Source organism: Paraburkholderia sp. A1BS-2L, assembly GCF_051125205.1.
Taxonomy (GTDB): Bacteria; Pseudomonadota; Gammaproteobacteria; order Burkholderiales; family Burkholderiaceae; genus Paraburkholderia.
This window is the reverse complement of record NZ_CP120429.1, coordinates 1,423,944-1,449,973: the sequence shown is the minus strand read 5'-3', so window position 1 is coordinate 1,449,973 and position 26,030 is coordinate 1,423,944. Positions and strand designations below refer to the sequence as shown.

The 26,030-nt window shown below is 65.1% G+C and carries 19 protein-coding genes and 2 pseudogenes; 8 read left to right on the top strand and 13 right to left on the bottom strand.

All coding sequences use genetic code 11. The features are described from left to right. Window positions 1-14: 14 nt before the first annotated feature. Window positions 15-473, bottom strand: a complete 459-nt coding sequence (locus tag P5W98_RS21270; protein WP_421026118.1) for a universal stress protein — start codon at window positions 471-473, stop codon at window positions 15-17. Between the two features lie 651 nt (window positions 474-1,124). Here P5W98_RS21270 and flhD point away from each other — a divergent pair. Continuing rightward, window positions 1,125-1,445, top strand: coding sequence for a flagellar transcriptional regulator FlhD (flhD, locus tag P5W98_RS21265; RefSeq protein ID WP_175195331.1), 321 nt, complete (start codon window positions 1,125-1,127; stop codon window positions 1,443-1,445). 10 nt (window positions 1,446-1,455) lie between these two features. Next, window positions 1,456-2,058: a flagellar transcriptional regulator FlhC gene (gene flhC, locus P5W98_RS21260; RefSeq protein WP_421026119.1), complete on the top strand. Its 603-nt coding sequence runs from the start codon at window positions 1,456-1,458 to the stop codon at window positions 2,056-2,058. A 119-nt stretch (window positions 2,059-2,177) separates the two neighbouring features. On the opposite strand, the gene P5W98_RS21255 is transcribed toward flhC, so the two are convergent. The 5 genes from P5W98_RS21255 to P5W98_RS21235 form a co-directional block, all read right to left on the bottom strand. Further along, window positions 2,178-3,503: an Nramp family divalent metal transporter gene (locus P5W98_RS21255; RefSeq protein ID WP_421026120.1), complete on the bottom strand. Its 1,326-nt coding sequence runs from the start codon at window positions 3,501-3,503 to the stop codon at window positions 2,178-2,180. A 127-nt stretch (window positions 3,504-3,630) separates the two neighbouring features. Then, a complete protein-coding gene (locus tag P5W98_RS21250) occupies window positions 3,631-5,190 on the bottom strand; it encodes an efflux transporter outer membrane subunit (RefSeq protein WP_421027041.1) in 1,560 nt (519 codons plus the stop codon). 54 nt (window positions 5,191-5,244) lie between these two features. After that, window positions 5,245-8,430, bottom strand: coding sequence for an efflux RND transporter permease subunit (locus P5W98_RS21245; RefSeq protein ID WP_421026121.1), 3,186 nt, complete (start codon window positions 8,428-8,430; stop codon window positions 5,245-5,247). A 70-nt stretch (window positions 8,431-8,500) separates the two neighbouring features. Next, window positions 8,501-9,730, bottom strand: a complete 1,230-nt coding sequence (locus P5W98_RS21240; RefSeq protein ID WP_421026122.1) for an efflux RND transporter periplasmic adaptor subunit — start codon at window positions 9,728-9,730, stop codon at window positions 8,501-8,503. A 66-nt stretch (window positions 9,731-9,796) separates the two neighbouring features. Beyond that, a complete protein-coding gene (locus P5W98_RS21235) occupies window positions 9,797-10,699 on the bottom strand; it encodes an alpha/beta hydrolase (protein ID WP_421026123.1) in 903 nt (300 codons plus the stop codon). Window positions 10,700-10,898: 199 nt separating this feature from the next. Between P5W98_RS21235 and P5W98_RS21230 the strand changes: the two genes are divergently transcribed. Then, the gene (locus tag P5W98_RS21230) at window positions 10,899-11,903 is read left to right on the top strand and encodes a LysR family transcriptional regulator (protein WP_421026124.1); all 1,005 of its coding nucleotides are present in this window, start codon (window positions 10,899-10,901) and stop codon (window positions 11,901-11,903) included. A gap of 179 nt (window positions 11,904-12,082) precedes the next feature. Here the strand turns inward: P5W98_RS21230 and P5W98_RS21225 are convergent, their stop codons facing one another. The 6 genes and pseudogenes from P5W98_RS21225 to P5W98_RS21200 all read right to left on the bottom strand — a co-directional run bounded on the left by P5W98_RS21225 (window position 12,083) and on the right by P5W98_RS21200 (window position 18,753). After that, a complete protein-coding gene (locus tag P5W98_RS21225; RefSeq protein WP_421026125.1) occupies window positions 12,083-14,257 on the bottom strand; it encodes a YadA family autotransporter adhesin in 2,175 nt (724 codons plus the stop codon). Between the two features lie 64 nt (window positions 14,258-14,321). Beyond that, a pseudogene (locus tag P5W98_RS21220) lies at window positions 14,322-14,405 on the bottom strand (ESPR domain-containing protein); the annotation flags it as partial. Window positions 14,406-14,929: 524 nt separating this feature from the next. Further along, window positions 14,930-15,835, bottom strand: a complete 906-nt coding sequence (locus tag P5W98_RS21215) for a cation diffusion facilitator family transporter (protein ID WP_421026126.1) — start codon at window positions 15,833-15,835, stop codon at window positions 14,930-14,932. Continuing rightward, window positions 15,832-16,908 (bottom strand): selenide, water dikinase SelD, encoded by a 1,077-nt coding sequence (gene selD, locus P5W98_RS21210; RefSeq protein ID WP_421026127.1) that lies wholly within the window; start codon window positions 16,906-16,908, stop codon window positions 15,832-15,834. The genes P5W98_RS21215 and selD overlap by 4 nt, the downstream gene beginning before the upstream one ends. Before the next feature lie 43 nt (window positions 16,909-16,951). Further along, window positions 16,952-17,722 carry an alpha/beta fold hydrolase gene (locus P5W98_RS21205; RefSeq protein ID WP_421026128.1) on the bottom strand — a complete coding sequence of 257 codons (771 nt, stop codon included), beginning with the start codon at window positions 17,720-17,722 and terminating at the stop codon, window positions 16,952-16,954. Then, window positions 17,719-18,753 (bottom strand): M14 family zinc carboxypeptidase, encoded by a 1,035-nt coding sequence (locus P5W98_RS21200; RefSeq protein ID WP_421026129.1) that lies wholly within the window; start codon window positions 18,751-18,753, stop codon window positions 17,719-17,721. Before P5W98_RS21200 ends, P5W98_RS21205 begins: the two co-directional genes overlap by 4 nt. A 306-nt stretch (window positions 18,754-19,059) precedes the next feature. Here P5W98_RS21200 and phnC point away from each other — a divergent pair. The 4 genes and pseudogenes from phnC (at window position 19,060) to P5W98_RS21180 (ending at window position 22,844) form a co-directional block, all read left to right on the top strand. Beyond that, window positions 19,060-19,924 (top strand): annotated as a pseudogene (gene phnC, locus P5W98_RS21195) (phosphonate ABC transporter ATP-binding protein). A gap of 41 nt (window positions 19,925-19,965) precedes the next feature. Then, entirely contained in the window at window positions 19,966-20,952 is a 987-nt protein-coding gene (gene phnD, locus P5W98_RS21190) for a phosphonate ABC transporter substrate-binding protein (protein WP_421026130.1), read from the top strand. 8 nt (window positions 20,953-20,960) lie between these two features. Beyond that, on the top strand, window positions 20,961-21,812 hold the full coding sequence (gene phnE / locus P5W98_RS21185; RefSeq protein ID WP_421027042.1) for a phosphonate ABC transporter, permease protein PhnE: 852 nt from the start codon (window positions 20,961-20,963) through the stop codon (window positions 21,810-21,812). 195 nt (window positions 21,813-22,007) lie between these two features. Beyond that, window positions 22,008-22,844, top strand: a complete 837-nt coding sequence (locus P5W98_RS21180; protein WP_421026131.1) for an EamA family transporter — start codon at window positions 22,008-22,010, stop codon at window positions 22,842-22,844. Between the two features lie 39 nt (window positions 22,845-22,883). On the opposite strand, the gene P5W98_RS21175 is transcribed toward P5W98_RS21180, so the two are convergent. After that, a complete protein-coding gene (locus P5W98_RS21175) occupies window positions 22,884-24,596 on the bottom strand; it encodes a PLP-dependent aminotransferase family protein (RefSeq protein ID WP_421026132.1) in 1,713 nt (570 codons plus the stop codon). 195 nt (window positions 24,597-24,791) lie between these two features. Between P5W98_RS21175 and gabT the strand changes: the two genes are divergently transcribed. Beyond that, window positions 24,792-26,015: a 4-aminobutyrate--2-oxoglutarate transaminase gene (gene gabT, locus P5W98_RS21170; protein WP_434716984.1), complete on the top strand. Its 1,224-nt coding sequence runs from the start codon at window positions 24,792-24,794 to the stop codon at window positions 26,013-26,015. The last annotated feature ends 15 nt before the right edge of the window (window positions 26,016-26,030 follow it).

Sequence of the window (26,030 nt, the reverse complement as noted above, 5' to 3'; positions counted from 1 at the left end):
CCTCACCCACGCACTCAGGCAGCCGCCGCTTCGGCGGCCTCCGGCGCCGTCACCACCAGCACGCTGCACGACACCCGGTCGAGCAGCTTGCGGTCGTCCCGGCCTTCCCACCAGCGCCTGAGCGGACCTCTGCGGTGATGGGCCAGCACGATGAGGTCGGCGTTGAACGACTCACTCGCGCGCGCGATCTCGTCTATCGCGCGGCCGACGGCGAAATGCCCCGTTGCCTCCAGCCCGAGTGCCTTCAGGCGCGCCACACCGTCTTCCAGAATGTCCTTCGCGGCCGCCTCCGCGGCTTCATAGGGCACCGCCGATGCAATGTCGGTGCCCCACTGCAGCGGCGACTGGTCGAGCACCGCGAGCAAATGCGTCTGCGCCCTGCATTCGAGGGCCAGATCCTTGCCCTCGCGCAGCGCGCGGCGCCCTTCCTGCGTGGCGTCGTAACACAACAGAATGCGGTTGAACGCGCCCATTTCGCTTCTCCCTGTCTCCCTGCTGCTCTGACGAGCTTGCCTGTTACATTATTTATATCACGTCATGATATAAGTTGACAGAAAAGCTCACTTACCCCGCAATTGCCCTGGTTGTGTAACCAAACCGTGTTACAAAGTCCGCCGCCGGAGTCCCGCCTGTCACATTTAGACATGACTCGTTACACAGGGTCGATACACCTGTTACAAGTTTATTGTCAGATGGATGGGGTTTGTAATGGGAATTTATTTCCGATTCGATCCAATTCTTTCAGCTCTATTACTTCAAAAAGCCCGCCAAAGTGTTTTTCGCAATCCATTTCGCATACGCACATGCCGTCCGAAAAAGTCCTTTTATTACGGCACCTTACGTGAAACTCCTTATCCAATAAGGGGAAACGCGATGCCAATCGGAGTCACTCCCCGGCAAACAGAAAAAATTACCGAATTCATTTGTAACAGACCGATTATTTTTTGTCACAGGGATTGATTTCTGAGATCTCCCCTCATACAATTCGCTCCAACATGTTACGAGTTGTAACGTGTTGTATCAAAAAGTCAGGCGCGCCACTCATGAGCGGGCCGACCAAGAGCCATAAAAGTTACAACGGCGCACAACGCCGGGGGGTTAATCGGGGCTTCGGAAAAGAGAAAATGGACCGCAGCAGCGAGACGCTGGATTCAATCCGCGAAATTAACTTGTCGTACCTGATGCTCGCGCAGCGCATGCTTCGCGAGGACAAGCCAGTCGGGATGTTCCGACTGGGCCTGTCGTCGGAACTGGCCGATCTGCTTTCCGGTCTGTCGCTCGCGCAGATCGTGAAGCTGGCCGCTTCCGACCAGCTCCTTTGTTTGTTCCGCTTCGACGATCACGCCATGCTGTCCGCGCTCACGCAGACAACCCGGCATGCCGACGTGGCGGCCACGCACACGGCCATCCTGCTTGCAGGACAGCCCGCTGTGCAGTTCGCCTGAGGAACGGGTCATGTCGACGAACCGGCGCAGCCTCACCGAAGACGCGCAAGAAGTCTTTCGTGCCATTGCGCTGATCGAACTGGGCGCGCGCATGCAGGTGCTGGAGAGCGAGCTCTCGCTTTCGCGCGACCGCATGATCCGCCTGTATCGCGAGATCCGCGGCGTGTCGCCGCCCAAGGGCATGCTGCCGTTTTCGGCAGACTGGTACATGACGTGGCTGGCGAATATTCATGCATCGCTGTTCTACAACACGTACCTGTTTTTGAAGAATGAAGCGCGTTGCTCGCATCTCGACGCGCTCACCAAGGGGTTCCGGCTTTATCTGGAACACTGCAGCCACAGCGGGACCGAGCCGGTGCTCGATCTCACGCGCGCATGGACCCTGGTGCGTTTTTTTGATGCCGATATTCTGCAGATGACGCCTTGCTGCCGCTGTAGCGGCAGGTTCGTCGCGCACCGCCACGACTTGCAGCACAACGTCGTGTGCGGCGCATGCCAGCCGCCTTCGCGCGCGGGCAAGACGAAAAAGGCCGCTGCAGCGCGACGGGGCGCCGAGCAGACCGACCGCGACCTTCCGGAGCAGTTACCGGATGGCATTGCCGAGGCTGCATAAGCGTAGGAGACCAAAGATCCGGCGGGCGGAGCACGCTCAAAAACCGGACGCATCAAATCAGACGCGAAACCGTCCGGCGCTCGGAACGAGAGCCGGACGGCGAAGCGCCTTTCCCTTCTTCAGCTTCCCCTCAGCGTCCCCCAGACGAGCCAGGAATTTGCCGCCGTGATCACGGCGAAAAGCAGCCACGCAATCACGCGCGTGTGCAGCCGGTTCGCAAAATCCCCCATCAGCGCGCGATCGTTCGTCATGCGGATGAGCGGCCAAAGCGCGAACGGCAATTGCAGGCTCAACGCCACCTGGCTTGCGACCAGCAGCTTGCCCACCGCGCCATTGCCGAGCAGCCACACTCCCACGAAAGCAGGAATCAGCGCAAGCACGCGCGTGATGAGACGCCGCTGATAGCAGGGGATTTTCATCTGCAGGAAACCTTCCATTACGACCTGCCCCGCCACCGTGCCGGTGAAGGTCGAGCTCTGCCCGGAGGCCAGCAGCGTCACGGCGAACAGCGCGGACGCAACGCCGCTGCCCACCACGGGTGCGAGCAGCTTGTAGGCATCTTCGATCTCGGTGACCTGGTTGTGGCCGGTCGCATGAAAGGCCGCCGCCGCGAGAATCAGAATCGCCGCGTTGATCAGCAGCGCGAGCGTGAGCGAGCCGATGGTGTCGAGCCGCGACAGCCCGATAGCCTGCGCGAGGCTCGCGTGATCGCGCTTCACGGCGCGCGTCTGCACGATCGACGAATGCAGGTAGAGGTTGTGCGGCATGATGGTCGCGCCGAGAATGCCGATGGCGAGATACAGCGGCTCCTGCGACGAGACCGCTTGCCACGAGGGCAGCGCGCCCGCGAACACGGCGGGCCAATGCGGCTTCACGAGCGTCAGCTCGATCACATAGCCCAAGCCGATGGTGGCGATGAGGCCAGCCATGATTGCTTCGAGCGTGCGGAAATTCTTGCCCTTGAGGCCGAGCACGATCACGGTGTCGAACGCGGTGAGCACCACGCCCCATAGCAGCGAGCAGCCCAGCAGCAGATGAAACGCGAGCGCGCCGCCCAGCACCTCGGCCAGGTCGCACGCGATGATCGAGACTTCGGCCAGCGCCCACTGCCCGAGCGCAACCGGCCTGGCGTAGCGCGTGCGCGAAAGCTCAGCCAGATCGCGCCCGGTGACGATGCCAAGGCGCATCGCGAGGCATTGCAGCGCCATGGCCGCAATGCTCGACAGCATCACAACGAACAGCAACTGGTAACCGTAGCGCGAACCGGCCTCGATATCGGTGGCCCAGTTGCCGGGGTCCATATAGCCGATCGACACCAGCAAGCCGGGTCCGGCAAACTGCCAGAACTTCTTCCAGAATGGCGCGCGCGGCGAGACCTCCACGCTGCCCTGCACTTCGGACGGGCAAAACGGCGCCGTCGCCGTGGTCGGTAGTTTGAACTCCAACGGAACGTTCCTCGGGAAGCGGGCTGTCGCGCGCCCAGTTTCTCGAGTGTACCGGTTCGGTTCAGGTCGTTCCCGCGCGTGCGCGCCAGCCGCCTTGCGGCTCGCGCGCATGTCGCCACGGCAGCGCTCAGCGTGAAGCGAGCGGCGCGGCAGTCGCCGAACTTGCGACGGGCGCACCGGCAGCAGGCGCTGAATCAGGCTTCGCATCGCCCCACCCGCCGCCCAGCGCGCGGATCAAATTGACGGTTGCCACCGCCTGCGAGCCTTGCAAATGGCTCGCCTGCAACTGCGAAACCAGCACCGAGCGTTCGCTGTCGATCACATTCAGATAGCTCACCTCGCCTTCTTCATACTGCGTGCGCGAGAGATGCGCGGCGCGTTGCGAGGCGCTCACCGCATCGTCCTGCGCGCCGATCTGGTCGCCGAGCAGGCGCAGGTCGGAGAGATTGTCCTCGACCTCGCGGAACGCCACGAGCACCTGCTGGCGATACTGCGCGACATCCTCGTCGTACTTCGCGCGCGACTGCGCGAGATTGGCCCGGCGCCGGCCACCGTCGAACAGCGGCAGCGTGAGCGCCGTGCCCGCGAGCGGCCCGAGCAGGAACGCGCGGCTCGACCACATGAACAGATCGCCGAGCGTCGCGGATTCATAACCGAACGCCCCCGTGATATCGAGCTTCGGGAAGAACGCCGCCTTCGCAAGGCCCACGCGCGCGTTCGCGGCCGCCATCGCCCGCTCGGCGGCGGCGATGTCGGGACGGCGTTCGAGCAAGGTCGAAGGCAGGCCGGCTGGCACCTGCACGACCACCGGCGCAAGCGGCGTCGCGGGGAACGTGAAGTCGGCCGGCGCCTTGCCCAGCAAGATCGCGAGACTATGCTCCGAAGCCGCGCGCTGGCGCGCCACGCCCACGGCGTCGGCGCGCGCGCTCGCGAGTTCGTTGCGCGCCTGCGAAACGTCGAGCTCGCTGATGTCGCCTTCCTTGAAACGGCGCTCGACGAGCTTGAGCGCGTCCTCGCGCAACGCGACCGTGCGCCGGTAGAGATCGACGTCGGAGTCGAACTGGCGCAACTGGAAGTAGTTCTGCGCGACATCGGCCTGCAACGCGAGCTGCACCGAACGGAACAGCGCCTCGCTCTGCTGCGCATCGGCCTGGGTTGCGTGCACATTCGAGCTCACGCGGCCGAACAGATCGACTTCGTAGCTCGCCGTCGCCTGTGCCCGCCACAGCGTCTGCGCAGGCACGTTGGCGTTCTGCGGCAGATACAGCGAGGCCGGCGAGGCGCGCTCGCGAGTCGGCCCGAAGCCTGCGTCGATGGACGGGAACCACGAGGCGCGCGCCGCCTGCGTCACCGCGCGCGCTTGCTGCACGCGCGCGGCTGCAGCCTTGAGGTCCTGGTTCGCGGCTTGCGCCTGTTCCTCGAGCTGATCGAGCGTGGGGTCGCCGAACGCCTTCCACCACTCGCCGCGATGCGCATCGTCGGCGGGTTGCGCGGGCGTCCAAGTGCCTACGTCGTGCGGACCGGCGAGCTGATCCTGCGTTTGCAGCGGCGCTTCCTTGTACGCCTTCGGCACACCTGCATCGGGCACCTTGTAGGTGGGCTCGACCGAGCACGCGGCCAGCCAGGCGAAAAGCGCCACGCCCGCGGCGAGCCGCGTCACGCGCCAGAATCGGCTTATATCTTCCATGCCGCGATGTTGCGCGGGCGAGGCTGAATAGTTAGTCATCTTTATCATCCTTGCTTACGCGTCCACCGTGGACCTTGTGGTGCGTGCGTTATCTTTTTGCGCGACGTGGATCTTGCCGCCCGCGATCGTGCGCAGCACGACATAGAACACCGGCGTCAGCAACAGGCCGAAGGCCGTCACGCCGAGCATGCCGAAGAACACCGCTACGCCCATCGCGTGACGCATCTCCGAGCCCGCTCCCGACGACAGCACGAGCGGCACCACACCCATGATGAATGCGATGGACGTCATCAGAATCGGGCGCAGGCGCAGCCGGCTTGCCTCGATGGCGGCCGAAAGGGGCGTATATCCGTCGTGTTCGAGTTCGCGTGCGAACTCGACGATCAGGATCGCGTTCTTGGAAGCCAGGCCAACCAGCACCATCAGGCCGATCTGCGTGAAGATGTTGTTGTCGCCCTGGGTGAGCCACACGCCGGTCAGCGCACATAGCACGCTCATCGGCACGATCAGGATCACCGCGAGCGGCAGCGTCAGGCTCTCGTAGAGTGCGGCCAGCACGAGGAACACCAGCAGCACGCTGATCGGGAACACCCAGATGCCCGAGTTGCCCGCGAGGATCTGCTGATACGTGAGGTCGGTCCATTCGAACTTGACGCCGCGCGGCAGCACCTCAGCCGCGATGCGCTCGGCCGCCGCCTGCGCCTGGCCCGACGAGTAGCCCGGCGCGGGCCCGCCGTTGATGTCGGCGGCCGTGTAGCCGTTGTAGCGCACCACCATTTCCGGACCGTAAGTGGGCGTCACCGTCACGAGCGACGAGAGCGGCACCATATCTCCGGCGGCGTTGCGCGTCTTCAGCTGCAGGATGTCGTCGGCCTTCTGGCGGAACGGCGCATCGGCCTGCACGCGCACCTGGTACACGCGCCCGAAGCGGTTGAAGTCGTTCACGTAGAGCGAGCCCAGATAGATCTGCATGGTCTCGAACACATCCGTGACCGGCACGCCAAGCTGCTTGGCCTTGGTACGGTCGAGATCGACATTCAGTTGCGGAACGTTGATCTGATAGCTCGAGAACGTCGGGCCCAGCTCGGGCGTCTTCGCCGCACGCTTCACGAAGTCCTCGGTTGCGCGATTGAGCGCCTCATAGCCGAGCGCGCCGTGGTCCTCCAATTGCATCTTGAAGCCCCCCAGCGTGCCGAGGCCGAGCACCGGCGGCGGCGGAAACACGGCGATGAACGAGTCCTTGATCGCGCCATATTTCTGGTTGAGCGCGCCCGCAATCGCGCCCGCCGCGAGCGCCTTGCTCTTGCGCTCCTTGAACGGCTTGAGCGTGACGAACACGATGCCCGCGCTCGAGCTATTGGTGAAGCCATTCACCGAAAGGCCCGGGAACGCCACCGCGCTTTCCACCCCCGGCTGCTTGAGTGCGATTGCGCTCATGTCGCGAATCACGGTTTCCGTGCGGTCGAGCGAAGCGCCATTGGGCAATTGCGCGAACGCGATCAGGTACTCCTTGTCCTGCGCGGGGACGAAGCCGCCCGGCACGACGCGCGCCATCAGCACCGTGGCGCCGATCAGCACCGCGTACACCGCAAGCATCGCGCCCTTGTGGCGCAGCACGCCGTTCACGCCGCGCCCATAGTCCTCCGAGCCTCGATGAAACACCTTGTTGAAGCGCCGGAAAAAACCGCCCAACAGCGTATTCATCACCCGCGCGAGCCAGTCTTCCTTCTCGCCGTGGCCGCGCAACAAGAGCGCGGAGAGCGCTGGCGAAAGCGTGAGCGAGTTGAACGCCGAAATCACCGTCGAAATCGCGATCGTCATCGCGAACTGCTTGTAGAACTGGCCCGTGAGGCCGCTCATGAACGCGAGCGGCACGAACACGGCCACGAGGGTGAGCGCGATCGCGATGATCGGCCCGCTCACCTCCTGCATGGCTTTATAGGTGGCGTCGCGCGCGGAAAGCCCGCTGGCGATGTTGCGCTCGACGTTCTCCACCACCACGATCGCGTCGTCCACCACGATGCCGATCGCGAGCACCATCCCGAACAGCGACAGGGCATTGATCGAGAAACCGAACGCCAGCAGCAGCGAGAACGTCCCCACGATCGACACCGGCACGGCGATCAGCGGAATGATCGACGCGCGCCACGTTTGCAGGAACACGATCACCACGACCACCACCAGAGCGATGGCTTCGAGCAGCGTATGCACGACTGCCTCGATACTGGAGCGCACGAACTGCGTCGGGTCGTAGACGATGCGGTAGTCCACGCCCGCGGGCATGTCCTCCTTGAGCGCCTTCATCGCCTCGCGCACCTGGTCGGAAATCGCGAGCGAATTCGCGCCCGGCGCCTGGTTGATGGCGAGCGCAACGGCCGGCTTGTTGTCGAGCAGCGAACGCAGGCCATATTCGGACGCGGCGAGTTCGATACGCGAGATGTCACGCAGATAGGTCACGCCGCCATCAGGATTGGTCTTGACGATGATGTTGCCGAATTCGCTTTCCGTGCGCAGACGCCCGCGCGCATTCACGTTCAGTTGCAGCGGCGTGCCGGGCACGCTCGGCGACGCGCCGATCACGCCCGCCGCGACCTGCACGTTCTGCTCGCGAATCGCATTCACTACGTCTTGCGCCGTGAGATTGCGCTGCGCCACCTTCTGCGGATCGAGCCAGATGCGCATGGCGTAATCGCCCGAGCCCCACAGCTGCACCTGGCCCACGCCGCGAATGTTCGAGAGACGGTCCTTGACGTTGAGCAGCGCGTAGTTGCGCAGGTACGTCATGTCGTACTGATTGTTCGGCGAGATCAGGTGCACTACCATCGTGAGCGTGGGCGAGCTCTTGATGGTCGTGATACCAAGGCGCTGGACGTCCTCGGGCAGGCGCGGCAGCGCCTGGTTCACCCGGTTCTGCACGAGCTGGGTGGCCTTGTCGGGGTCGGTGCCCAGCCGGAACGTGACCGTGAGCGTGAGATTGCCGTCGCTATTGGCCTGCGACTGCATGTACAGCATGTTCTCGACGCCGTTGATCTGCTCTTCGAGCGGCGCGGCCACGGCTTCGGCAATCACCTTGGGGTTCGCGCCCGGATACTGCGCATGGACGACCACCGAAGGCGGCACGACTTCGGGATACTCGGAGATCGGCAACTGGAACAGTGCTATCACCCCGGCCAGCAGAATCAGCACGGACAGCACGCCCGCGAAGATCGGCCGGTCGATGAAGAATTTCGAAATGTTCATGGGTCGCTCTATATTTCGGATGACTAACTGGCGGCGAGATCGCGCTCGCGCAGAGGGCGAGCACCGCGCTTCAGGAAGCCTTGGCCGCCCTGGCAGGGGAATTTTCAGGCGAAGGCGCAGCCGCATTGGCCACGCCCGCGTCCGGGTCGCCGTTCATCGGCACCTCGTGGGAGCGCACGGCCTCGCCCGGCCGCACGCGCTGCGTGCCGTTCACGATCACGCGCTCGCCTGCCTGCAGGCCGCCCACGATCACGCGCAAATTGCCCTGCTGCCCGCCGGTGCGCACGGTGCGGTACGCGACCTTGCCCGCGCCATCGACGACATACACGAACTTCTTGTCCTGGTCCGTGCCGATGGCCGCTTCGTCGACGAGCAGCGCAGCGTGAGGCGCGCTGCCGCTCACCTTGATGCGTGCATAGAGGCCCGGCACGAGCGCGCCGTCGGCGTTGTCGAAGCGCGCACGCACGCGGATCGTGCCCGAGGACGTGTCGAGCCGGTTGTCCACCGACTCGATCGTGCCGCTGCGCGAATAACCGGTTTCGTTCGCGAGTCCCAGTTCAACGGGGACTTTGGAGCCGTCTTTCATGCGGCTGATGTAGTCGAGATAGGTCTGTTCGTCGGCGTCGAATTCGGCGTAGATCGGCGACACCGAAACCAGCGTCGTGAGCGGCGGCGCGCTCGCCCCCGCCGACACCACGTTGCCCACCGTGATCTCGGCGCGCGAAACGCGGCCCGACACCGGCGCGACGATGCGCGTATAGCCGAGGTTGATCTGCGCGGCTTCGAGCGCCGCTTGCGCGGCCTTCAAATTCGCATTCGCCTCGCGCGCGGCATTCTGCTTTTCGTCGTAGTCGCGCTTCGCAATGGCGTTATCGCCAATCAGGCGCTGCGCGCGCTGCCAGTCGCTCTGCGCGTAGCCAGTGCGCGCCTGCGCGGCGGCCAGTTGCGCGGCGGCCTGATCGACGGCGGCTTGATACGGGCGCGGGTCGATCACGAACAGCGTGTCGCCCTTGTTCACGAGCGCGCCATCACGGAAATTCACCGAGACGATCGTGCCGGAAACCTGCGGGCGCACCTCGACTTTCTCGACGGCGGCCATGCGGCCCGAGTAGCTCTGCCAGTCGGTGACGTTGCGCTTGAGTACGGCGGCGACATCCACCTCGGGTGCGGGTGGCGCTTCGGCGGCCACGGCCGGGTGCGAATCGAGACGCATGGCGACGAGCGAGCCGAGCCCCGCAACGACGAGAACAGCGGCCACCACGAGTGCAATGCGCGTACGTGAATGCGAGTTGAGAGACATAGCGAGCTCCAGCGAAATGGATTGATTGTTTTTCGATAAATACTTTTGCGCGCCGCTGCGGCGGCGCTACCAGACCACGCCGGCTTCGAAACAACAGCGGAAAAAGCGCACCGCCTCGGCCAGCGCTTCGGGATGCGCACCAATCTGCGCATGCGAAACGCTTGGATAACGCATTACGTGCGTGCGCACACCCGCTTCGATCAGGCGCGTTGCATACTTCTCCGCTTCGATATGCAGAACATCGTTTTGCGCCGTGACGATGAACGTGGGCGGCAAGCCGGCGAGGCGCGAAGACTCCAGCGGCGCTGCATACGGATGCATGCGCTGCGAGGCTTCAGGCAAATAGGCGCGATAGCAGGCCGCGCATTCGCTCGCGGAAATGTCCGAAGCGAGCCGTGCTTCGTCACCCAGGCGCGTGAGGCTCGGGTCGAGCATCGGCGCAAACAGCGCCTGTGCGGCGAGGCGCACATCGCCGCGATCGCGCGCCATGAACGCGAGCACATTGGCGATCTGGCCGCCCGCGTCATGCCCCGCCGCAACGACGCGCTTCGCGTTGCCGCCGAATGCGCGCGCCCGTGCGCGCACCCATTGCGCAGCGAGATACGCGTCTTCGGGCGCGGCCGGAAACGGAAACCGGGGCGCGAGCGAATAATCCACCGAAACCACGAGCGCTGGTAAGTGCTCTGCGAAAAAGCGGGCGGCGCGATCGGCGTCGTCGAGCGTGCCGCGCACGAACCCGCCGCCATGGAAATACAGCAGCACCGGCAAATTGTTCGCGCCGCGCGGGCGGTACATGCGCAGCACGATGTCCTGCGCATGACCGGGGATCGTCGCTTCGCTCACGTCGATGGGCTTGGGCGCGCGTGTCTTCGCCGAAGAGGCCGCTGCCTGGCGCACGGGCGCGGGTTTATCGGCGAGCACGGACAAGTCAGCGGAAATCCACGGCGTCGAGCGTTTGAAGGGATCCATGTCGAAACAGCGCAATGCGCGAGATTAGATTCGAATGATGCGCATTGTGGGTTCGGCAGATCTGCAAATAAATGCCTATAATCCGTCAACACAATTCGGCGCACCTGAACAATCAGTTTCCTTTTATTCGCGCGACCGGCCCGGCAAAAGCGGGTGCGGGTCGGCGCGGTGTGCGTCCGATGTCTTTCGGAGAGTGGCAATGGACCGCCTTCAGGCCATGCAGGTGTTCACCCGCGTCGTCGATACCAACAGCTTCACGCGCGCAGCCGAGACGCTCGACATGCCGCGCGCCTCGGTCACGACGATCATCCAGAATCTCGAAGCGTTTCTCGGTGTGCGCCTCATGCACCGCACCACGCGTCGTCTTTCGCTCACGCCCGATGGCGCAGCGTATTACGAGCGTTGCGTGCGCATTCTTTCCGACGTGGAAGAGACCGAGCAAACCTTCCAGGACCGCAATCGCAAGCCGCACGGCAAGCTGCGCATCGACATGCCCGGTTCGATCGGGCGCCTCATCGTGATTCCATCGCTATGCGAATTTCATGGGCGCTATCCTGACATCGATCTGCAACTGGGCTTGACCGACCGTCCCGTCGACCTGCTCCAGGAGGGCGTGGATTGCGTCGTGCGCGTGGGCGCGCTGCAGGATTCGTCGCTGGTCGCGCGCCGCATCGGCTTGTTCGAAGGCGTGTCGTGCGCGTCGCCTTCGTACCTGGAACGCCACGGCACGCCGCAAACGCTAGAAGAGCTCGCGGAGCATCGCGCCGTGAATTATTTTTCGCAGCGCACGGGGCGCGTGATCGACTGGGCGTTTCTCGTCGACGGCAAGGAAGTGGAAATCAAGCTCAAGAGCATGGTTTCGGTGAACGACGCCGACGCCTATGTGACTTGCGGCATCGAAGGCTTCGGCCTGATTCAGGGGCCGCGCTACATGGTGCTGCCGCACCTGAAGTCCGGGGCGCTCGTCGAAGTGCTGCCCGACTTCAAGCCGCTGCCCATGCCGATTTCGGCCGTGTATCCGCATAGCCGGCATTTGTCGCCGAAAGTGCGCGTGTTCGTCGACTGGATCGCCGAAGTCTTCGACCGTTGCCCGCTGTTGAGCGGCCGCGCCTCGCTCGACAAGACCTGCACGATGCGCACGCTCGAAGAGCGGGAAAACGCACCGGCGCTCGAAACGCCGGTGATTTCGGAATGGGCCGCATAGGCTGGGCGGCATAGGCCGGGCGGCATGGACGCTGAAGCTTGCGGACCTCCATTCGCCCCCGTCAAAATGAACTACACCCCAACGGCTGGACGGAGATCCAGTCTTCGGGGTGTTGATTGCCCCGCCCGGTCACGCGCCGCCGCACAGGTAGGCCGCGACGGCGCATAACCAGGTTTCGATCAGAACTCGTAGCCGACCTGAGCACGCGCGGCGGTATTGCCGGTGTTGGTGACCGATACGCCGCCGTTCACGAGCCAGCGCATGTTCGTCGAACGATACGTCACGCCCACGGCCGCCGCACTGCCGCCCATGTAGTAGCCGCCGCCGGCCGCGACCACGGTGCGCCCCGGACCCGAAGGCGTGAGGTTCGGCATGGCCATCGCCGCCGCCACGCCCGCGTATGCGTTCTTCGAAACCATGTTGATCGAGCTCTGCAGATTGCCGACCTGCTGGCCGAACGTGTTCGATTGCTGCGCGATCGAGTTGTTCAACTGGTTCAGGTTGACCGCATCGGTGCCTTCGGTGCCGGCCGCGACGTTGGTGATCTGACGCTCGCTGCCGCCCGCCCCAACCGAAACGGAGTTATCGCGGTTGGCCATCGAGCCCGCGCCCAGCGCGACCGAGTTGTGCGCCCGTGCCACCGCGCCCGCGCCGACCGCCGTCGACTGGCCGCCGGCCGCCACGGCATTCGCGCCCGCGGCAGTCGCGTGCGCGCCTGTTGCAGCCGCGACTTCGCTGTTGCGGTCGCCGGTTGCCGCGAACATCGGGGTGCCGCCGTTCTGCGCGATGTTGGTCACCGTGGTAATTGCATCGTTTAACTGACCGACGTTGACTGCATCGGTAGTAGCCGTACCGGCCGCCACGTTGTGGAGCGCAACCGCCGTGGCCGAGCCGTTGCCGCCGAGCGTCACCGAATCGTGCGCCGACGAATCGTACGCCACTGCATTCGCCACCTGACCGCTCAGGTTCGACATGTTGCCCTGGCGGCTGGCGATATCGGTCGTGTTCTGCGTCACGCGGCCATCGAGGTTCGTGACCGCCGAGCCCACGTCGTTGACCGTCATGCCGCCCACCACGTACGAAGGCGCGGTGACCGTGCCATCGCTGCTCACCGCCGATCCGCCGCCCAGCGCGCGAGCCGTAGAAACAGCTTGTGCGAAGAGTTGCGAGCCGTTCACGGCATCGGTGCTTGCGGCATTCACCTTGCCCGCCGACACGCCGGTCAGCGCGCGCGTACCCGCCGTGCCCGCGAAGTCCACGACCGTGCCGTCCGTGCTATTCGCGACCGTGATGTTGCGTGTCGCCGCGTCCTGTTGCACCAGACCCACCGAACCGCTGCTAATCTCGTCGGCAAGACTGGTTACGCGCCCATCGAGGTTCGTGAGCGAGTCGCCGACGTTGTCGAATGTCTTGCCGCCCACCACATACGCCGGGGCCGAGATCGAACCATCCGGATTGACCTTTGCACCGCCACCCATCGCGCTCGCCGTCGAACTGGCCACGCCATGGAGCTGCGAGCCATTCACCGCATCGGTGCTCGCGGCAGTCACCGCACCGGCCGCCACACTCTTCAGCGTGCGGGTGTTGCCGCTCTTGTCGGCAAAATCCACCGCTGCGCCATCCGTGTCCTTGCCAACGGTGAGGTCCGCGCCCGCCGATGCCTGCTGCACCATGCCAATCGTGCCGCTATTCAGGTTGTTGTTGATCGTGCTGATGTCGCCCTGAATCGAGGTGATGTCCGTGCTGTTTTGCGTCACGCGGCCGTCAAGATTCGTGATCGAAGCCGTGTTGGCTTCAATCGACGACGTGTTCGATTCGACGTGCCGATGGCGATGGAGCGCAGCCCGCTCGGCATTGGCGGACTGGCCCATGCTGATGGCGCCTGTGCCGGTAGCGGTCGAGACGAAGCCGTTGGCGATGCTGTAGTTGCCATTGGCGAGAGACTCACGGCCCATGGCGATCGCACCGAGACCGCCAGCCGTCGAGTTGCCGCCAAGCGCCATGGAAAAGTTTCGGCTTGCGGAGGAATGCGCGCCCAACGCAACGCCGGTCTCCCCCATCACCGAAGCGCTGTCGCCCAGCGCAACGCCACCGCCGCGGCCATTGCTGTTGTAGCCGTCGAGTTTGAAGATCGCGTCGTCGGCCTTGTTGACCTTGGTGGACGCATAGATACCGATCGACACATAGGCGCCCAGTGCATACTGGTTGTCCCAACCCTTCGTGGGTGCGTACGCGCCGTTGCGGTAGAGATACTGATAGTAGTCGGTCGTGGCGCTGTCGTAGGTGCCGTACAGCGCCGTGCCGTTGGCCGCCACCGAACCGGCCTCGGCAATCCCCCGGCGCGGCCAGGCCAAACGTCAGGGTCGTCAGCGCAATCGCGGCAATCGACGACAAGAGTCGAGCCTTGCGCGAAGCGCCCTTCTTGCGCCCACAAGCCAATTCCGAAGCCGCAACCCAACTTGCGGTAGTTTCATTCCAGACGACGCGATATGCCTTATTCATAATTTTCCACCAGAGCCAGGAAATGACTGGACAGGCGTGGTCCGCGCGGAACGCAATACGTCCGCGGATCAAAATCCTCAGTTGCCAATCCAGCGATTTATTACTTGACGAATAATTTGCAGTCCTGCTTTTTCAGCAACACAGCTATAGGTTCATCACCGTGAAATCCGGCGGGTGCGGGTTTCGTGCGCGCCACCTCACGGGAGATCACTGAAGCTCATCGACTACGTTTGTAGGATTATTCGCACAGGACCTGGCAATGAATAAGACGATTTCTATTTCGATATAGGAATCCAGGAACCTGCCGCAAAAGCCTTTTGACTCGCGGTGCGCTGTCGGGCGCAGCGGACAATGCACCACCGCCCCAAGTATTTAGGGGCGGATATTAAAGGAGATTCGGAGAGGCCCGAAAGTGACGTCGTCAGCCGATTCGTGACGAACAGCGGGACTATGATGGGGTCAGGATAAAGGCCATGGCGTTCATCGATGTCGCCATGGCCCATGCAGATTAAATTAAATCGCGCTTAGCGCTTTACGAAATCCGGTTCGAAGAACACCCAGCGCACCACCGGAAATCTCGCCTGCAAATCGGCTTCGATTACATTGATCGCCTCGACCATCGTGCGGCTATGGTCGTAATCGATCATCTCGGCCTGCACGGCGACGACCACCTCCTTGCCCCATTGCAGCGTGATGAGGCTGATGATGCCGCGAATCTCCGGCCGCGCACGCAAGAACGCCTCGATGTCGCGACGCATTTCCGGGCTCGCCGATTCGCCCACGATCATCGACTTCACCTCGCGCGCGATGAACCATGAAATCAGCATCAGCAGCACGCCCACGCCGATCGAGCCGCACGCGTCCCATACCGGATTGCCGGTGATGACCGTCGCCAGCACCGCCGCGAACGCAATGGCGAGACCTGCGAGCGCGGCAATGTCCTCGCCGGCCACCACGAGCAGATCGGAGTCGCGCGTTTCGCGCGCCCAGCGCCACAGCGACTTCGTGGGCGCGCCCTTGCGAATTTCGCGCAGCGCCCCGTAAAGCGAGAGCGCTTCGAGCACCACGGAAATGCCCAGCACCGCGAGCGCCACATACGTGTATTGCAGCGGCTCGCGCGCGATCAGCCGGTGAATGCCTTCGTACACCGAGAACGCGCCGCCCACGAAGAACAGCAGCAGCGCCACGAGCAGCGAATAAAAGTTGATCGCGCGGCCCGCGCCCATCGGATGCAGCGGCGTGGGTGGCTCGCGCGACTGGCGCAGGCCGAACAGCAGCAGCAGTTGATTGCCGCAATCGGCCGTCGAGTGGATGGCCTCCGCGAACATCGAGCCCGAACCCGTAAACGCCGCCGCTGCGTACTTGCAGATCGCGATGCCGGTGTTCGCCGCGAGGGCGTAGATAATGGCCTTCGGCGACTCTCCGCTCATGCGACTTCCACGCGTGCGGGCCCGTCCGTCAATTCGCCGATCACGCGCGCATCCGCGAAGCCGTCCGCGTGGAAGCGCGCAAGCACGGCATCCACTTGCTCCGGCGCGCAAGCCACAAGCAGGCCGCCCGAGGTTTGCGGATCGGTGAGCAGCGTGCGTGCGCTGTCCGGCAACTGGGCCGCGAGCGTCACGCTCTCGCCATACGAGGCCCAGTTGCGGCCCGACGCGCCCGTGAACACACCTTGCGCCACGAACGCCTCCACGCCCGGCAGCCACGGCAGATCGGCATAGCGCACGCGCGCCGTGAGATTCGCGCCGCGCGCGATTTCGAGCGTATGGCCCAGCAGGCCGAAGCCGGTCACGTCGGTCATCGCGTGCACGCCATCGAGTTCGGCGAGCGCCGCGCCCGGCTTGTTGAGCATCGTGGCGGCCGCAACCATCGCGCGGTAGCCGGCGTCGTCGAGCAGGTCCTTCTTGAGCGCGGCCGACAGCACCCCCACGCCCAGCGGCTTGCCGAGCACCAGCACGTCGCCCGCGCGCGCCGAGGCATTGCGCTTCACGCGCTCCGGATGCACGATGCCGAGCGCGGCGAGCCCGTAAATCGGCTCGACCGAATCGATCGAATGGCCGCCCGCCACCGGAATGCCGGCTGCCGCGCACACGTCCTCACCGCCGCGCAGCACCTGGGCGATCACTTCGTGCGGCAGCACGTTGATGGGCATGCCCACCAGCGCAAGCGCGAGAATCGGCTTGCCGCCCATCGCATAGACGTCCGAGAGCGCATTCGTGGCCGCGATGCGGCCGAAATCGTAGGGATCGTCGACGATCGGCATGAAGAAGTCGGTGGTCGCGACGATGGCCTGCTCGTCGTTGAGCTTGTAGACGGCGGCGTCATCGGCCGTTTCGGTGCCGACCAGCAGGTTCGGAAACGTGGCCGTGAGCGGCGTGCTGCGCGCGAGCAGCGCGGAAAGTACGCCCGGCGCGATCTTGCAGCCGCAGCCGCCGCCGTGCGAGAGGCTCGTGAGGCGCGGCGCGGCGGGCGCGGGGCGGTCGTTGTCGTTCGTGTGCGTCATATGCGGAGTGTTCCAGGGGAAAGCCGGAAAAACGGTCCGCATATTATGGGGCAAACCCCGCGGGCGCGATGGCGCGCTGCGGCCCGGCCTCGCAAACCGCATCCACGAGCCATTGCGGGTCGTCGTGCGGCAGATCGTGGCCCGCCCACGGATGCTCGCGATGCGCCGCGCTCCACGCCCGCGCGAGCCGCGCCGAGCATGCTGGATTCACGAGACGATCCTCGCGCGAAGACAGCACGAGCGCCGGACAAGGCGGCACGCCGCGCACCTCGTAGCGCGCCGCCGCCAGCATCTGGCGCAACGCATTGGCGCGGCTCACGGGAGCGCTCGCGCGGATCGCGCACCAGTCGTCGAGATCGGAGGCGAGCGTGTCGCAGCGCGCGCAGGTGCGCGCGTGGATTGCCGCTTCGGCCACGCCATCGCGCCAGTGCCAGGCCGCACGCAGCAGCGCGGGCCACGCGGCGGGCCGCAGCCGCTCGTAAAAGCGGCTATAGGGCCGCATGCTCGTGTTGACGAGCACGAGCTGCTCGATCTCGTCGGGAAAGCGCAGCGCCCACGCCGAAGCCACCATGCCGCCCAGCGACATCGCCAGCACCCGATGCGGCGGCCGCGCGCCGCGCCGCTGCACTTCTGCGCGCACGGCGTCCACATAGGCATCGACATCGATGGGCGAGCGCAGATGCGCAAGCATGCCGTTGCCGGGCAAGTCGAGCGGCAGCACCGCGCCGCAACGCGTTTCGAGCAGAGGCGCGAACGCGCCCCAGTGGCGCGACTCGCGCGTAAGGCCGCGCAGCAGGATCCAGCGCGCCGTCATGAACCCGGCTTCCGGTACCAGTGCCCGATCGCGCTTTGCAGCACCTGCTGGCGCGCCACGCCCTGCGGCAGCCAGCGCGGCGACGAAAACGCGGCGCGCGTGAGGAATTCGAACAGGTTCGCGTGACGCCGCAAAACACGCGCGGTGCGGTGCTGCATGACCGGATTGAACATGCCCTGGCGGGAAAAAAGCTGGCGCGGATTCTTCTTGATCCAGAGCCACGAGCCCAATTCGAGCGTGAGCGGCAGGAATATGCTGGCCGTGGGCGCGCGGTCGTACGCGCAATCCCAGAGATCGCCGTGCAGCAGATACTGGTGGCTCTGCGGCTCGAACGTATAGCCGTGATGCGGATGCGCACGCTCGAACATCGTCTTGAGCACGTACATCTCGGGCAAGTGGCGCATGAGCTGACGCGTGCGCGCGTACGGAAACCAGATGCTGTCGCTCCAGCCATAGCCCGAGTGACAATCGAGCGCGAACGCGAGTGGCCGATGCGCGAGCTCCTCGTCGACGACCTTCAGCAGCGCCGCCGCCTCCGGCTCCATGCGCGCGCCGCGCTCGCCGCGATACCACGGCAGCCAGGAGCCTACGCGCTGGCCGCCCGCGAGAAACGGCACATGCTCGTCGGCGTCCTGCGGCGCGTTGCGCATGAGGTCGACGCCGTTCGGATTCGCGCGCGTGGCGAGCCACATGCCGCCGGGATTGACGATCGGCATGATGACGAGCCGCACCGATTCGAGCTGGCGCATCAGCAGTTCGTCCCACGCGAGACGCCCGATGAGCGCGCGCATGTAATCGAGCACGAGTTGCGAGCCAATGCGCTCAAGCCCGTGAATGCCGCCGAAAAAGCCGATCGCAGGCGCATCCGGATCGCGCGAGCCCGCCGCAGCCACGTAAAGCGAGAACGCGCGGCCGCGCACTTCGACCTCGCCCGCGCTGCGGATGTCGAACCAGTTTGCGCCGGCATCGAGAAGCGTTTTCAGGTCCTCGTATTCCGCGAAGCTATCGGGTAGGAAGCTTAGTCCGGGCATCTCTGTCCAATGGATTTGCCATGAAAAACCGGGGCCAGCACGCACGTCTGCCCACAATATAGCCCGTTCGCCGGGCGTTGCGCGTGACACGTGAGAGGCATCACACAGATGTCACGCGCGCTCGCGCTGTCATGTGACCGACATGTTTCGGACCCGCCCGAAGCGCACAGAAATCACTCGAAAAGCGCACGGTCCCGCAAGACGTGTAGTCGTCTAGACGTCGCGATGCCTTCACTCAACCGTCATAGTCGCTTCCTGGAATGTCCCGGACTCAATCAACGACGCGTGGCCACACGACGAATCGGCATGAACGCAATCCGTATCGAACGTCTCTCGAAGACCTTTGGTGGGGGGCGCCCTGGCAAGGGCGCCTCAGCCGGAGGCGCGAACCGCAAGGCGCTCGACGAAATCAATCTGCACGTGAGCGTGGGCGAGATGGTCGCGCTGCTCGGCGCATCGGGCTCGGGCAAGTCTACGCTGCTGCGCCATATCGCTGGCTTCGTGGCTGCCGATCCACAACCTTCGCAGATCGAAATACTTGGCCGGCCGATTCAGCGCAACGGACGCATCGTGCGCGAAGTGCGCCGCATTCGCCGCGATATCGGCTTCGTGTTTCAGCAGTTCAATCTCGTGAACCGGCTCACGGTGGAAACCAACGTGCCGATTGGCGCACTCGCGCGCCTGCCGCCGTGGCGCCGCCTCACCGGGTGCTTTCCGCGCAGCGAGCGTGAACGCTCGGCGGCGGCGCTCGCGCAAGTGGGCATCGGCGACAAGGCCGGCGAACGCGCCGCGAATCTCTCGGGCGGCCAGCAGCAGCGCGCCGCGCTCGCCCGCGCGCTGGTGCAGCGCGCGCGTGATTCTCGCCGACGAACCGATTGCCTCGCTCGACCCGGAATCGTCGCGCCGCGTGATGGACATGCTGCGCATGCTCAACCGCGATCACGGGCTCACGGTGGTGGTGTCGCTGCATCAGGTCGATATCGCAATGCAGTACTGCCCGCGCACGGTCGCACTGCGCGATGGCCGCGTGGTCTACGACGGCCCGTCCGCCGCGCTCACGCCCGCCCTGCTGCAACAGCTTTACGGCAGCGCCGCGCTCGAATTGCTCGAAGCCGATGCGGCTGCTCACGCGGTCGAGCAGTGCTTCGGCGCGCAGTCCAAAGCAGTCTGATCACGCCAACCTTCCCCTCACACATACGGACCCGCCCTCTCATGAAACTGCTCCGTTCCATGCTCTCCTGGTGCGCCGCCGGCGCCGTCGCGGTCGCCTCGCTGGGCGCCGCGGCCGCTCACGCGGAAGACATCGACTTCGGCATTATCTCGACCGATTCCTCCGCGGTGCTCCAGCAGCGCTGGCAGCCGTTCATCGACGACATGAACCGCCAGACCGGCTTGCACGTGAGCGCATTCTTCGCCACCGACTACTCGGGCATCATCGAAGCGATGCGCTTCAACAAGGTGCAGATCGGCTACTTCGGCAACGCCTCCGCCATGGAAGCCGTGGACCGCTCGAACGGAGAGATCTTCGCGAAGGTGCTCTACGCCAACGGCGCCGCGGGCTACAAGTCGGTGCTCATCACCAACGTCAACAGCCGCGTGAAGACGCTCGACGATGTATTCAGGAACACCAGGGATCTCACGCTCGGCTGGGGCGACCCGAATTCCACCTCGGGCACGCTGATTCCGGGCTATTACCTGTTCGCGCAGCGCGGCGTCCAGGTGAATGCGTCGACGTTCAAGACGGTGCTGCCGTCGAGCCACGAAGCGAACCTGCTCGCGGTAGTCAACAACAAGGTCGACATCGCGACCAACAACACGCTAGAGCTCGCCAACCTGCAACAAAAGCATCCGGACCAGTTCGCCCAGGTCCGCGTGCTGTGGACCTCACCGCTGATCCCGTCCGATCCGCTCGTGTGGCGCAAGGATCTGCCCGAAGCGACCAAACAGAAGCTGCGCGACTTCTTCTATCGCTATGCGAAAGCCGATCCGAAGGAGAAGGAGATCATGGCCGGCATCACGGGCTACGCAGGCTTCGCGCCCGCCTCCGACGCCCAGCTGGTGCCGATCCGCGAAGTCGCGCTGTCCCGCCAGAAAGAGAAGATCGCCGCCGACACGCACCTCTCCGACGCAGACCGCAAGAGCCAGATCGCGGCCATCGACGCGAAGATCGGTGCGCTCTCGAACGCCGCGAAGCCGTAATGGGCACGATGGACTTCGACGCATCGCGGCTCGCGCCACCGACGTCCAATCCGACGTCCAATCCGGCGGTCGCAACGCAGGGTGCAACGCAAGCCGCCGCAGCGGGCAAGCGCAGCTGGTGGTCGCTCGTGCCGTGGGCGCTCGTGTTCGTGCTGCTCGGCGCAGCGTGGCGCGGCGCGGACATGCGCCCGCTCGAACTCTTCGCCGACTCGCAAAACATGGGCACCTTCGCGCTCGGCTTCTTCCCGCCCGACTTCACCGAATGGCGCACCTATGTGCACGAGATGTGGGTAACCGTGGCGGTGGCGCTGTGGGGCACGGCGCTCGCGATCGTCTGCGCGGTCCCTTTCGGGTTGATGTCGTCGCACAATCTCGCGCCGCGCTGGCTCCTGCATCCGGTGCGCCGCCTGATGGACGCGTGCCGCGCCATCAACGAGATGGTGTTCGCGATGCTCTTCATCGTCGCGGTGGGCCTCGGGCCATTCGCAGGCGTGCTGGCGCTCTGGGTCCACACCACGGGCGTGCTTGCCAAGCTCTTCGCCGAAGCCGTCGAAGCCATCGATCCGCGCCCCGCCGAGGGCGTGCGCGCGACCGGCGCCACGCCGCTCGACGAGATCATCTATGGCGTGCTGCCCCAGGTCATGCCGCTGTGGATCTCGTACGCGCTTTACCGGTTCGAATCGAACGTGCGCTCGGCGATGGTGGTAGGCATGGTGGGCGCGGGCGGCATCGGCGTCGTGCTCTATGAGGAGATCCGCTCGTTCGACTATGCGCAGACGAGCGCGGTGCTGATCATGGTGATCGCCGTGGTCACGGTGATCGACCTTGTCTCGGCGAAGCTGCGCGCACGCGTGATCTGACGCTGCCCGCGCGCATCCCCTGCTCATCGCCGGCGGGCGAGGCGAAGCGCGGGCTGCATGGCATCCGCCGTGCAGCCCGCGCTTTTTCTTTTGGGCAGCGCTGCCTGGCGTTCTGGCGCTACGGCAGATTCGCTGGAATAATCGGCTGCTTGCGGCCGCAACCGCATCCTCCTCCCCATTCTTCGCGCTCGTTCGATGGCAAGCTTCGTGGTCCTGCTGGTTCTGCTTTCGGCGCTCATGCATGCGAGCTGGAACGCCTTCCTTCACCTCTCGGGCGACCGCGTCTGGCTGCTCGGCATGTTCTCGGTGCCTTATGTGCTGGTGAGCGCGGTCGGCGTATGCGTGCTGCCGCCGCCCGATCCCGCGAGCTGGCCGTATATCGCGGCATCGGCGCTGCTCGAATTCGCGTACTGCTTCGCGCTGATCCGCGCCTACCGCAGCGGCGACTTCGGGCAGATCTACCCGATCGCGCGCGGCCTCTCGCCGTTGCTCGTGTTCGTGGGCGCGCTGGTATTCGCGCACGAGGATCTGCATGCGCTCGCCGCCACCGGCGTGCTGCTCGTCTCGCTCGGCATCATGTCGCTCGCGTTCCGGCGCGGCATGCGCTTTTCGGGTGAAAGCGTGCCCTGGGCGCTGGCGACGGGCTTCTTCATCGCAACCTATTCGATCGTCGATGGCCTCGGCGCGCGCCTCGCCGGCAACCCGCTCAGCTACATCATGTGGGTCTATCTGCTCTGGAACGTCCCGCAGTTCATCGTGGTGTGCAAGCTGCGCGGCGGCGCGGCGCAAATGTTCGTTTCGAAGGGCAACGCCGTGCGCGGCATGCTCGCGGGCGTGCTGGCGCTCACCGCGTATTGCCTCGTAATCGAGGCGTTCCGCTATCTGCCGATCGCGATGGTGTCCGCGCTGCGCGAGATGTCGTCGATCTTCGCGGTGCTGATCGGGTGGCTGTTCATGCGCGAAAAACTCACGGCGCGCCGCCTGGTTGCCTGCGTGCTGGTGACGTGCGGGGCGGTGTTGATCCGGATGTAACGGACGCGAGCGAGGCATCGAGCCGATGCCGCCGGCGCTTCACCCCAGCACCGGCAAACTCGCATCGATCGCCTCCGCAAGCGTATCGAACGCCGGCGCGATCTCCTCGTCGGGCACGCACGCATAGCCGACCAGCAAGCCCGACGCCGCGCGCTCGCGCGCCGAGTAATAGCCGGAAAGCGGCCGCACGACGATATTGCGCGCGAGCGCGGCCTCGGCCACGGCGCGGTCGTCGCTGCCCTCGGGCAACTGCATGACTACGTGCAGGCCCGCGTCGCCGCCCATCGCGGGCAACGCGTCGCCGTAACGGCGTGCGACCGCATCGAGCAGCACCTGGCGGCGCTGGCCATACAGCGCGCGCATTTTGCGGATGTGCGAGGTGAAATGCCCTTCGGCGATGAACTCCGCCAGCACGGCCTGCTGCAAGAGCTGGCCCTCGCGATATAGCTCGGCGCTCGCGGTCGCGAAGCTTTCGGCAAGCGGCTCCGGCGCGACGAGATAGCCCACGCGCAGCCCCGGAAACAGCGTCTTGCCGAAACTGCCCACGTAGATCACCTGCCCCGCCGTGTCGAGCCCCTGCAGCGACGCGAGCGGCCGGCTGCCGTAGCGGAACTCGCTGTCGTAGTCGTCCTCGATGATCCAGCATTGGTGCTGGCGCGCGTACTCGAGCAGCATGCGGCGGCGCGCGAGGCTCATCACCATCCCGAGCGGGTACTGGTGCGAGGGCGTGACGAGAATGAGCTTCGGCGGCGCGGCGGCGAAATCGTCGGGCGACGGGTTGATGCCCTCGCTGTCCACCGCGATCGGGCGCGGCTTGAGGCCGGAGACCTGCATCACGCTGCGCACGCCCCAATAGCACGGGTCTTCGGTCCAGATCGTGTCGCCAGGGTCGGAGAGCAGACGCACGGCCAGGTCCACCGACTGGTGAATGCCCGTCGTGATGATGATCTGCTCGGGCGAGCAGCGCACCGAGCGCGACGTGCGCAGGTAATCGGCCAGCACGTGGCGCAATAGCGCGAGGCCGCCGCCCGGCGCATAAGTGAGCAGATCGGGGCGCAGGCTGCGCCAGTACTTGTTGTGCAGGCGCGTCCAGATGCGCGCCGGGAAGCGCGAAACATCAGGCACGCCCGGCATGAATGCGCCGCCCTGTCGCTTCGAGACGCCCGCGCCCGCAATCAGGCGCGCGCCGCGCGTGGAGAGCGCGCGGGCTGCCGTGCGCTGGGCCAGGGTCGCGAGCGGCACGGGCCCGCTCAAGGCATCGGCGCGACGATTCGGTGTGGCGGCCATCTGCGCAGCCGGCGCGGAGGGCACTGCCGGCGCCGCACCCAAGCTCGCCCATGCCTGCCCTGCAAGGCTGTTAGTTGCGATGCCCCCCGGATCCCCGCCCCTGCGCGCCGGCCCAAAATAAGGCGCGGATCCAGATCTATCGACATTTCTGCCCCCTTGCAGAGAGCCAATTTCCGCCGCGCCAACGATCTCGTCGGGCGACGTATCGGCAACAAAGGTGCCGCGCCCCGTCGCCGAAGTCACATAGCCTTCGAGCACTAGCTGCTCGTACACCTGCGTGACGGTATTGCGCGCGATCCCCAACTCGGCCGCCAGCAGCCGCGACGACGGCACTCGCGCGCCCGCCGGCAGCTCGCGCGAGAGGATCGCCTGCTGCAGCAGACGGTGCAGTTGCCGGTAGACCGGCTGCCCGCTGCCACGCTCGAGCCGCTGGGCCAGCCAGTCGGACAGAACACTCGCTCGCACGAAATTGGCTCCTATGAATTTATCTGAATGGCTCTGAATTTTAGAGCCAAACCTGAGTATAGTCGCGGCATGGACCCAGCAGTGGTCCGCCCATCCAACCAGCATCCGACACCGTTTTTGAAGGAGACGACCGTGAGCAAGAACGCCGAACTGCAGAACCGCAAAAACGCCATTACCCCGCGCGGCGTGGGCGTGATGTGCGACTTCTACGCCGAGCGCGCCGAGAACGCGGAACTGTGGGACGTCGAAGGTCGCCGTTTCATCGACTTCGCGGCCGGCATCGCCGTGTGCAACACGGGCCACCGCCATCCGAAAATCGTCGCCGCCATCAAGGCGCAACTCGACCACTTCACCCACACCGCCTACCAGATCGTCCCCTACGAGTCGTATGTCTCGCTGGCCGAGAAGGTCGCCCAGCGCGCACCGGGCAACTTCGCCAAGAAGGCCGCGTTCTTCACGACCGGCGCCGAAGCCGTCGAGAACGCCGTCAAGATCGCCCGCGCCCACACCGGCCGTCCAGGCGTGATCGCCTTCGCGGGCGGCTTCCACGGCCGCACGCTGATGGGCATGGCGCTCACCGGCAAGGTCGCTCCGTACAAGCTCGCGTTCGGCCCGTTCCCGGCCGACGTCTACCACGCTCCGTACCCCAACTCGGTCCACGGCATCAGCACGGCTGATTCGCTCAAGCACATCGAGATGCTGTTCAAGGCCGATATCGATCCGAAGCGCGTCGCCGCGATCATCTTCGAACCGGTCCAGGGCGAAGGCGGCTTCTACCAGGCGCCTGCCGACTTCGTGCGCGGCCTGCGCAAAATCTGCGACGCGCACGGCATCCTGCTGATCGCCGACGAAGTGCAAACGGGCTTCGCGCGCACCGGCAAGCTGTTCGCGATGGAGCACTACGACGTCACGCCGGACCTCATGACGATCGCCAAGAGCCTCGCCGGCGGCATGCCGCTGTCGGGCGTGGTGGGCCGTGCGGAAGTCATGGACGCGGCAGCGCCGGGCGGCCTCGGCGGCACCTACGCGGGCAACCCGCTGGCTGTCGCTTCGGCGCACGCGGTGATCGAGATCATCGAAGAAGAAAAGCTGTGCGAGCGCGCCACCAAGCTCGGCGACAAGCTCAAGGCCAAGCTCAACGCGATGAAGGCCGACGTGCCGCAAATCGCCGACGTGCGCGGCCCGGGCGCGATGAACGCCGTGGAATTCTGCAAGCCGGGCACGAGCGAGGCCGACGCCGACTTCACCAAGCGCGTGCAGACCGCCGCGCTCAACCGTGGCCTGCTGCTGCTCGTCTGCGGCGTGTACTCGAACGTCGTGCGCTTCCTGTTCCCGCTGACCATCCAGGACACCGTGTTCGACGAAGCACTCGCGATCCTCGAAGAGTCGATCAAGGAAGCCGTGGGCGTGCCGGCGTAAGCCTGCGCCGCAAAA

Coding starts and splice junctions, on each gene's coding strand:
- P5W98_RS21270 (WP_421026118.1), bottom strand. CDS start 473: ATGGGCGCGTTCAACCGCATTCTGTTGTGTTACGACGCCACGCAGGAA.
- flhD (WP_175195331.1), top strand. CDS start 1,125: ATGGACCGCAGCAGCGAGACGCTGGATTCAATCCGCGAAATTAACTTG.
- flhC (WP_421026119.1), top strand. CDS start 1,456: ATGTCGACGAACCGGCGCAGCCTCACCGAAGACGCGCAAGAAGTCTTT.
- P5W98_RS21250 (WP_421027041.1), bottom strand. CDS start 5,190: ATGGAAGATATAAGCCGATTCTGGCGCGTGACGCGGCTCGCCGCGGGC.
- P5W98_RS21245 (WP_421026121.1), bottom strand. CDS start 8,430: ATGAACATTTCGAAATTCTTCATCGACCGGCCGATCTTCGCGGGCGTG.
- P5W98_RS21240 (WP_421026122.1), bottom strand. CDS start 9,730: ATGTCTCTCAACTCGCATTCACGTACGCGCATTGCACTCGTGGTGGCC.
- P5W98_RS21235 (WP_421026123.1), bottom strand. CDS start 10,699: ATGGATCCCTTCAAACGCTCGACGCCGTGGATTTCCGCTGACTTGTCC.
- P5W98_RS21230 (WP_421026124.1), top strand. CDS start 10,899: ATGGACCGCCTTCAGGCCATGCAGGTGTTCACCCGCGTCGTCGATACC.
- P5W98_RS21215 (WP_421026126.1), bottom strand. CDS start 15,835: ATGAGCGGAGAGTCGCCGAAGGCCATTATCTACGCCCTCGCGGCGAAC.
- selD (WP_421026127.1), bottom strand. CDS start 16,908: ATGACGCACACGAACGACAACGACCGCCCCGCGCCCGCCGCGCCGCGC.
- P5W98_RS21205 (WP_421026128.1), bottom strand. CDS start 17,722: ATGACGGCGCGCTGGATCCTGCTGCGCGGCCTTACGCGCGAGTCGCGC.
- P5W98_RS21200 (WP_421026129.1), bottom strand. CDS start 18,753: ATGCCCGGACTAAGCTTCCTACCCGATAGCTTCGCGGAATACGAGGAC.
- phnD (WP_421026130.1), top strand. CDS start 19,966: ATGAAACTGCTCCGTTCCATGCTCTCCTGGTGCGCCGCCGGCGCCGTC.
- phnE (WP_421027042.1), top strand. CDS start 20,961: ATGGACTTCGACGCATCGCGGCTCGCGCCACCGACGTCCAATCCGACG.
- P5W98_RS21180 (WP_421026131.1), top strand. CDS start 22,008: ATGGCAAGCTTCGTGGTCCTGCTGGTTCTGCTTTCGGCGCTCATGCAT.
- gabT (WP_434716984.1), top strand. CDS start 24,792: ATGTGCGACTTCTACGCCGAGCGCGCCGAGAACGCGGAACTGTGGGAC.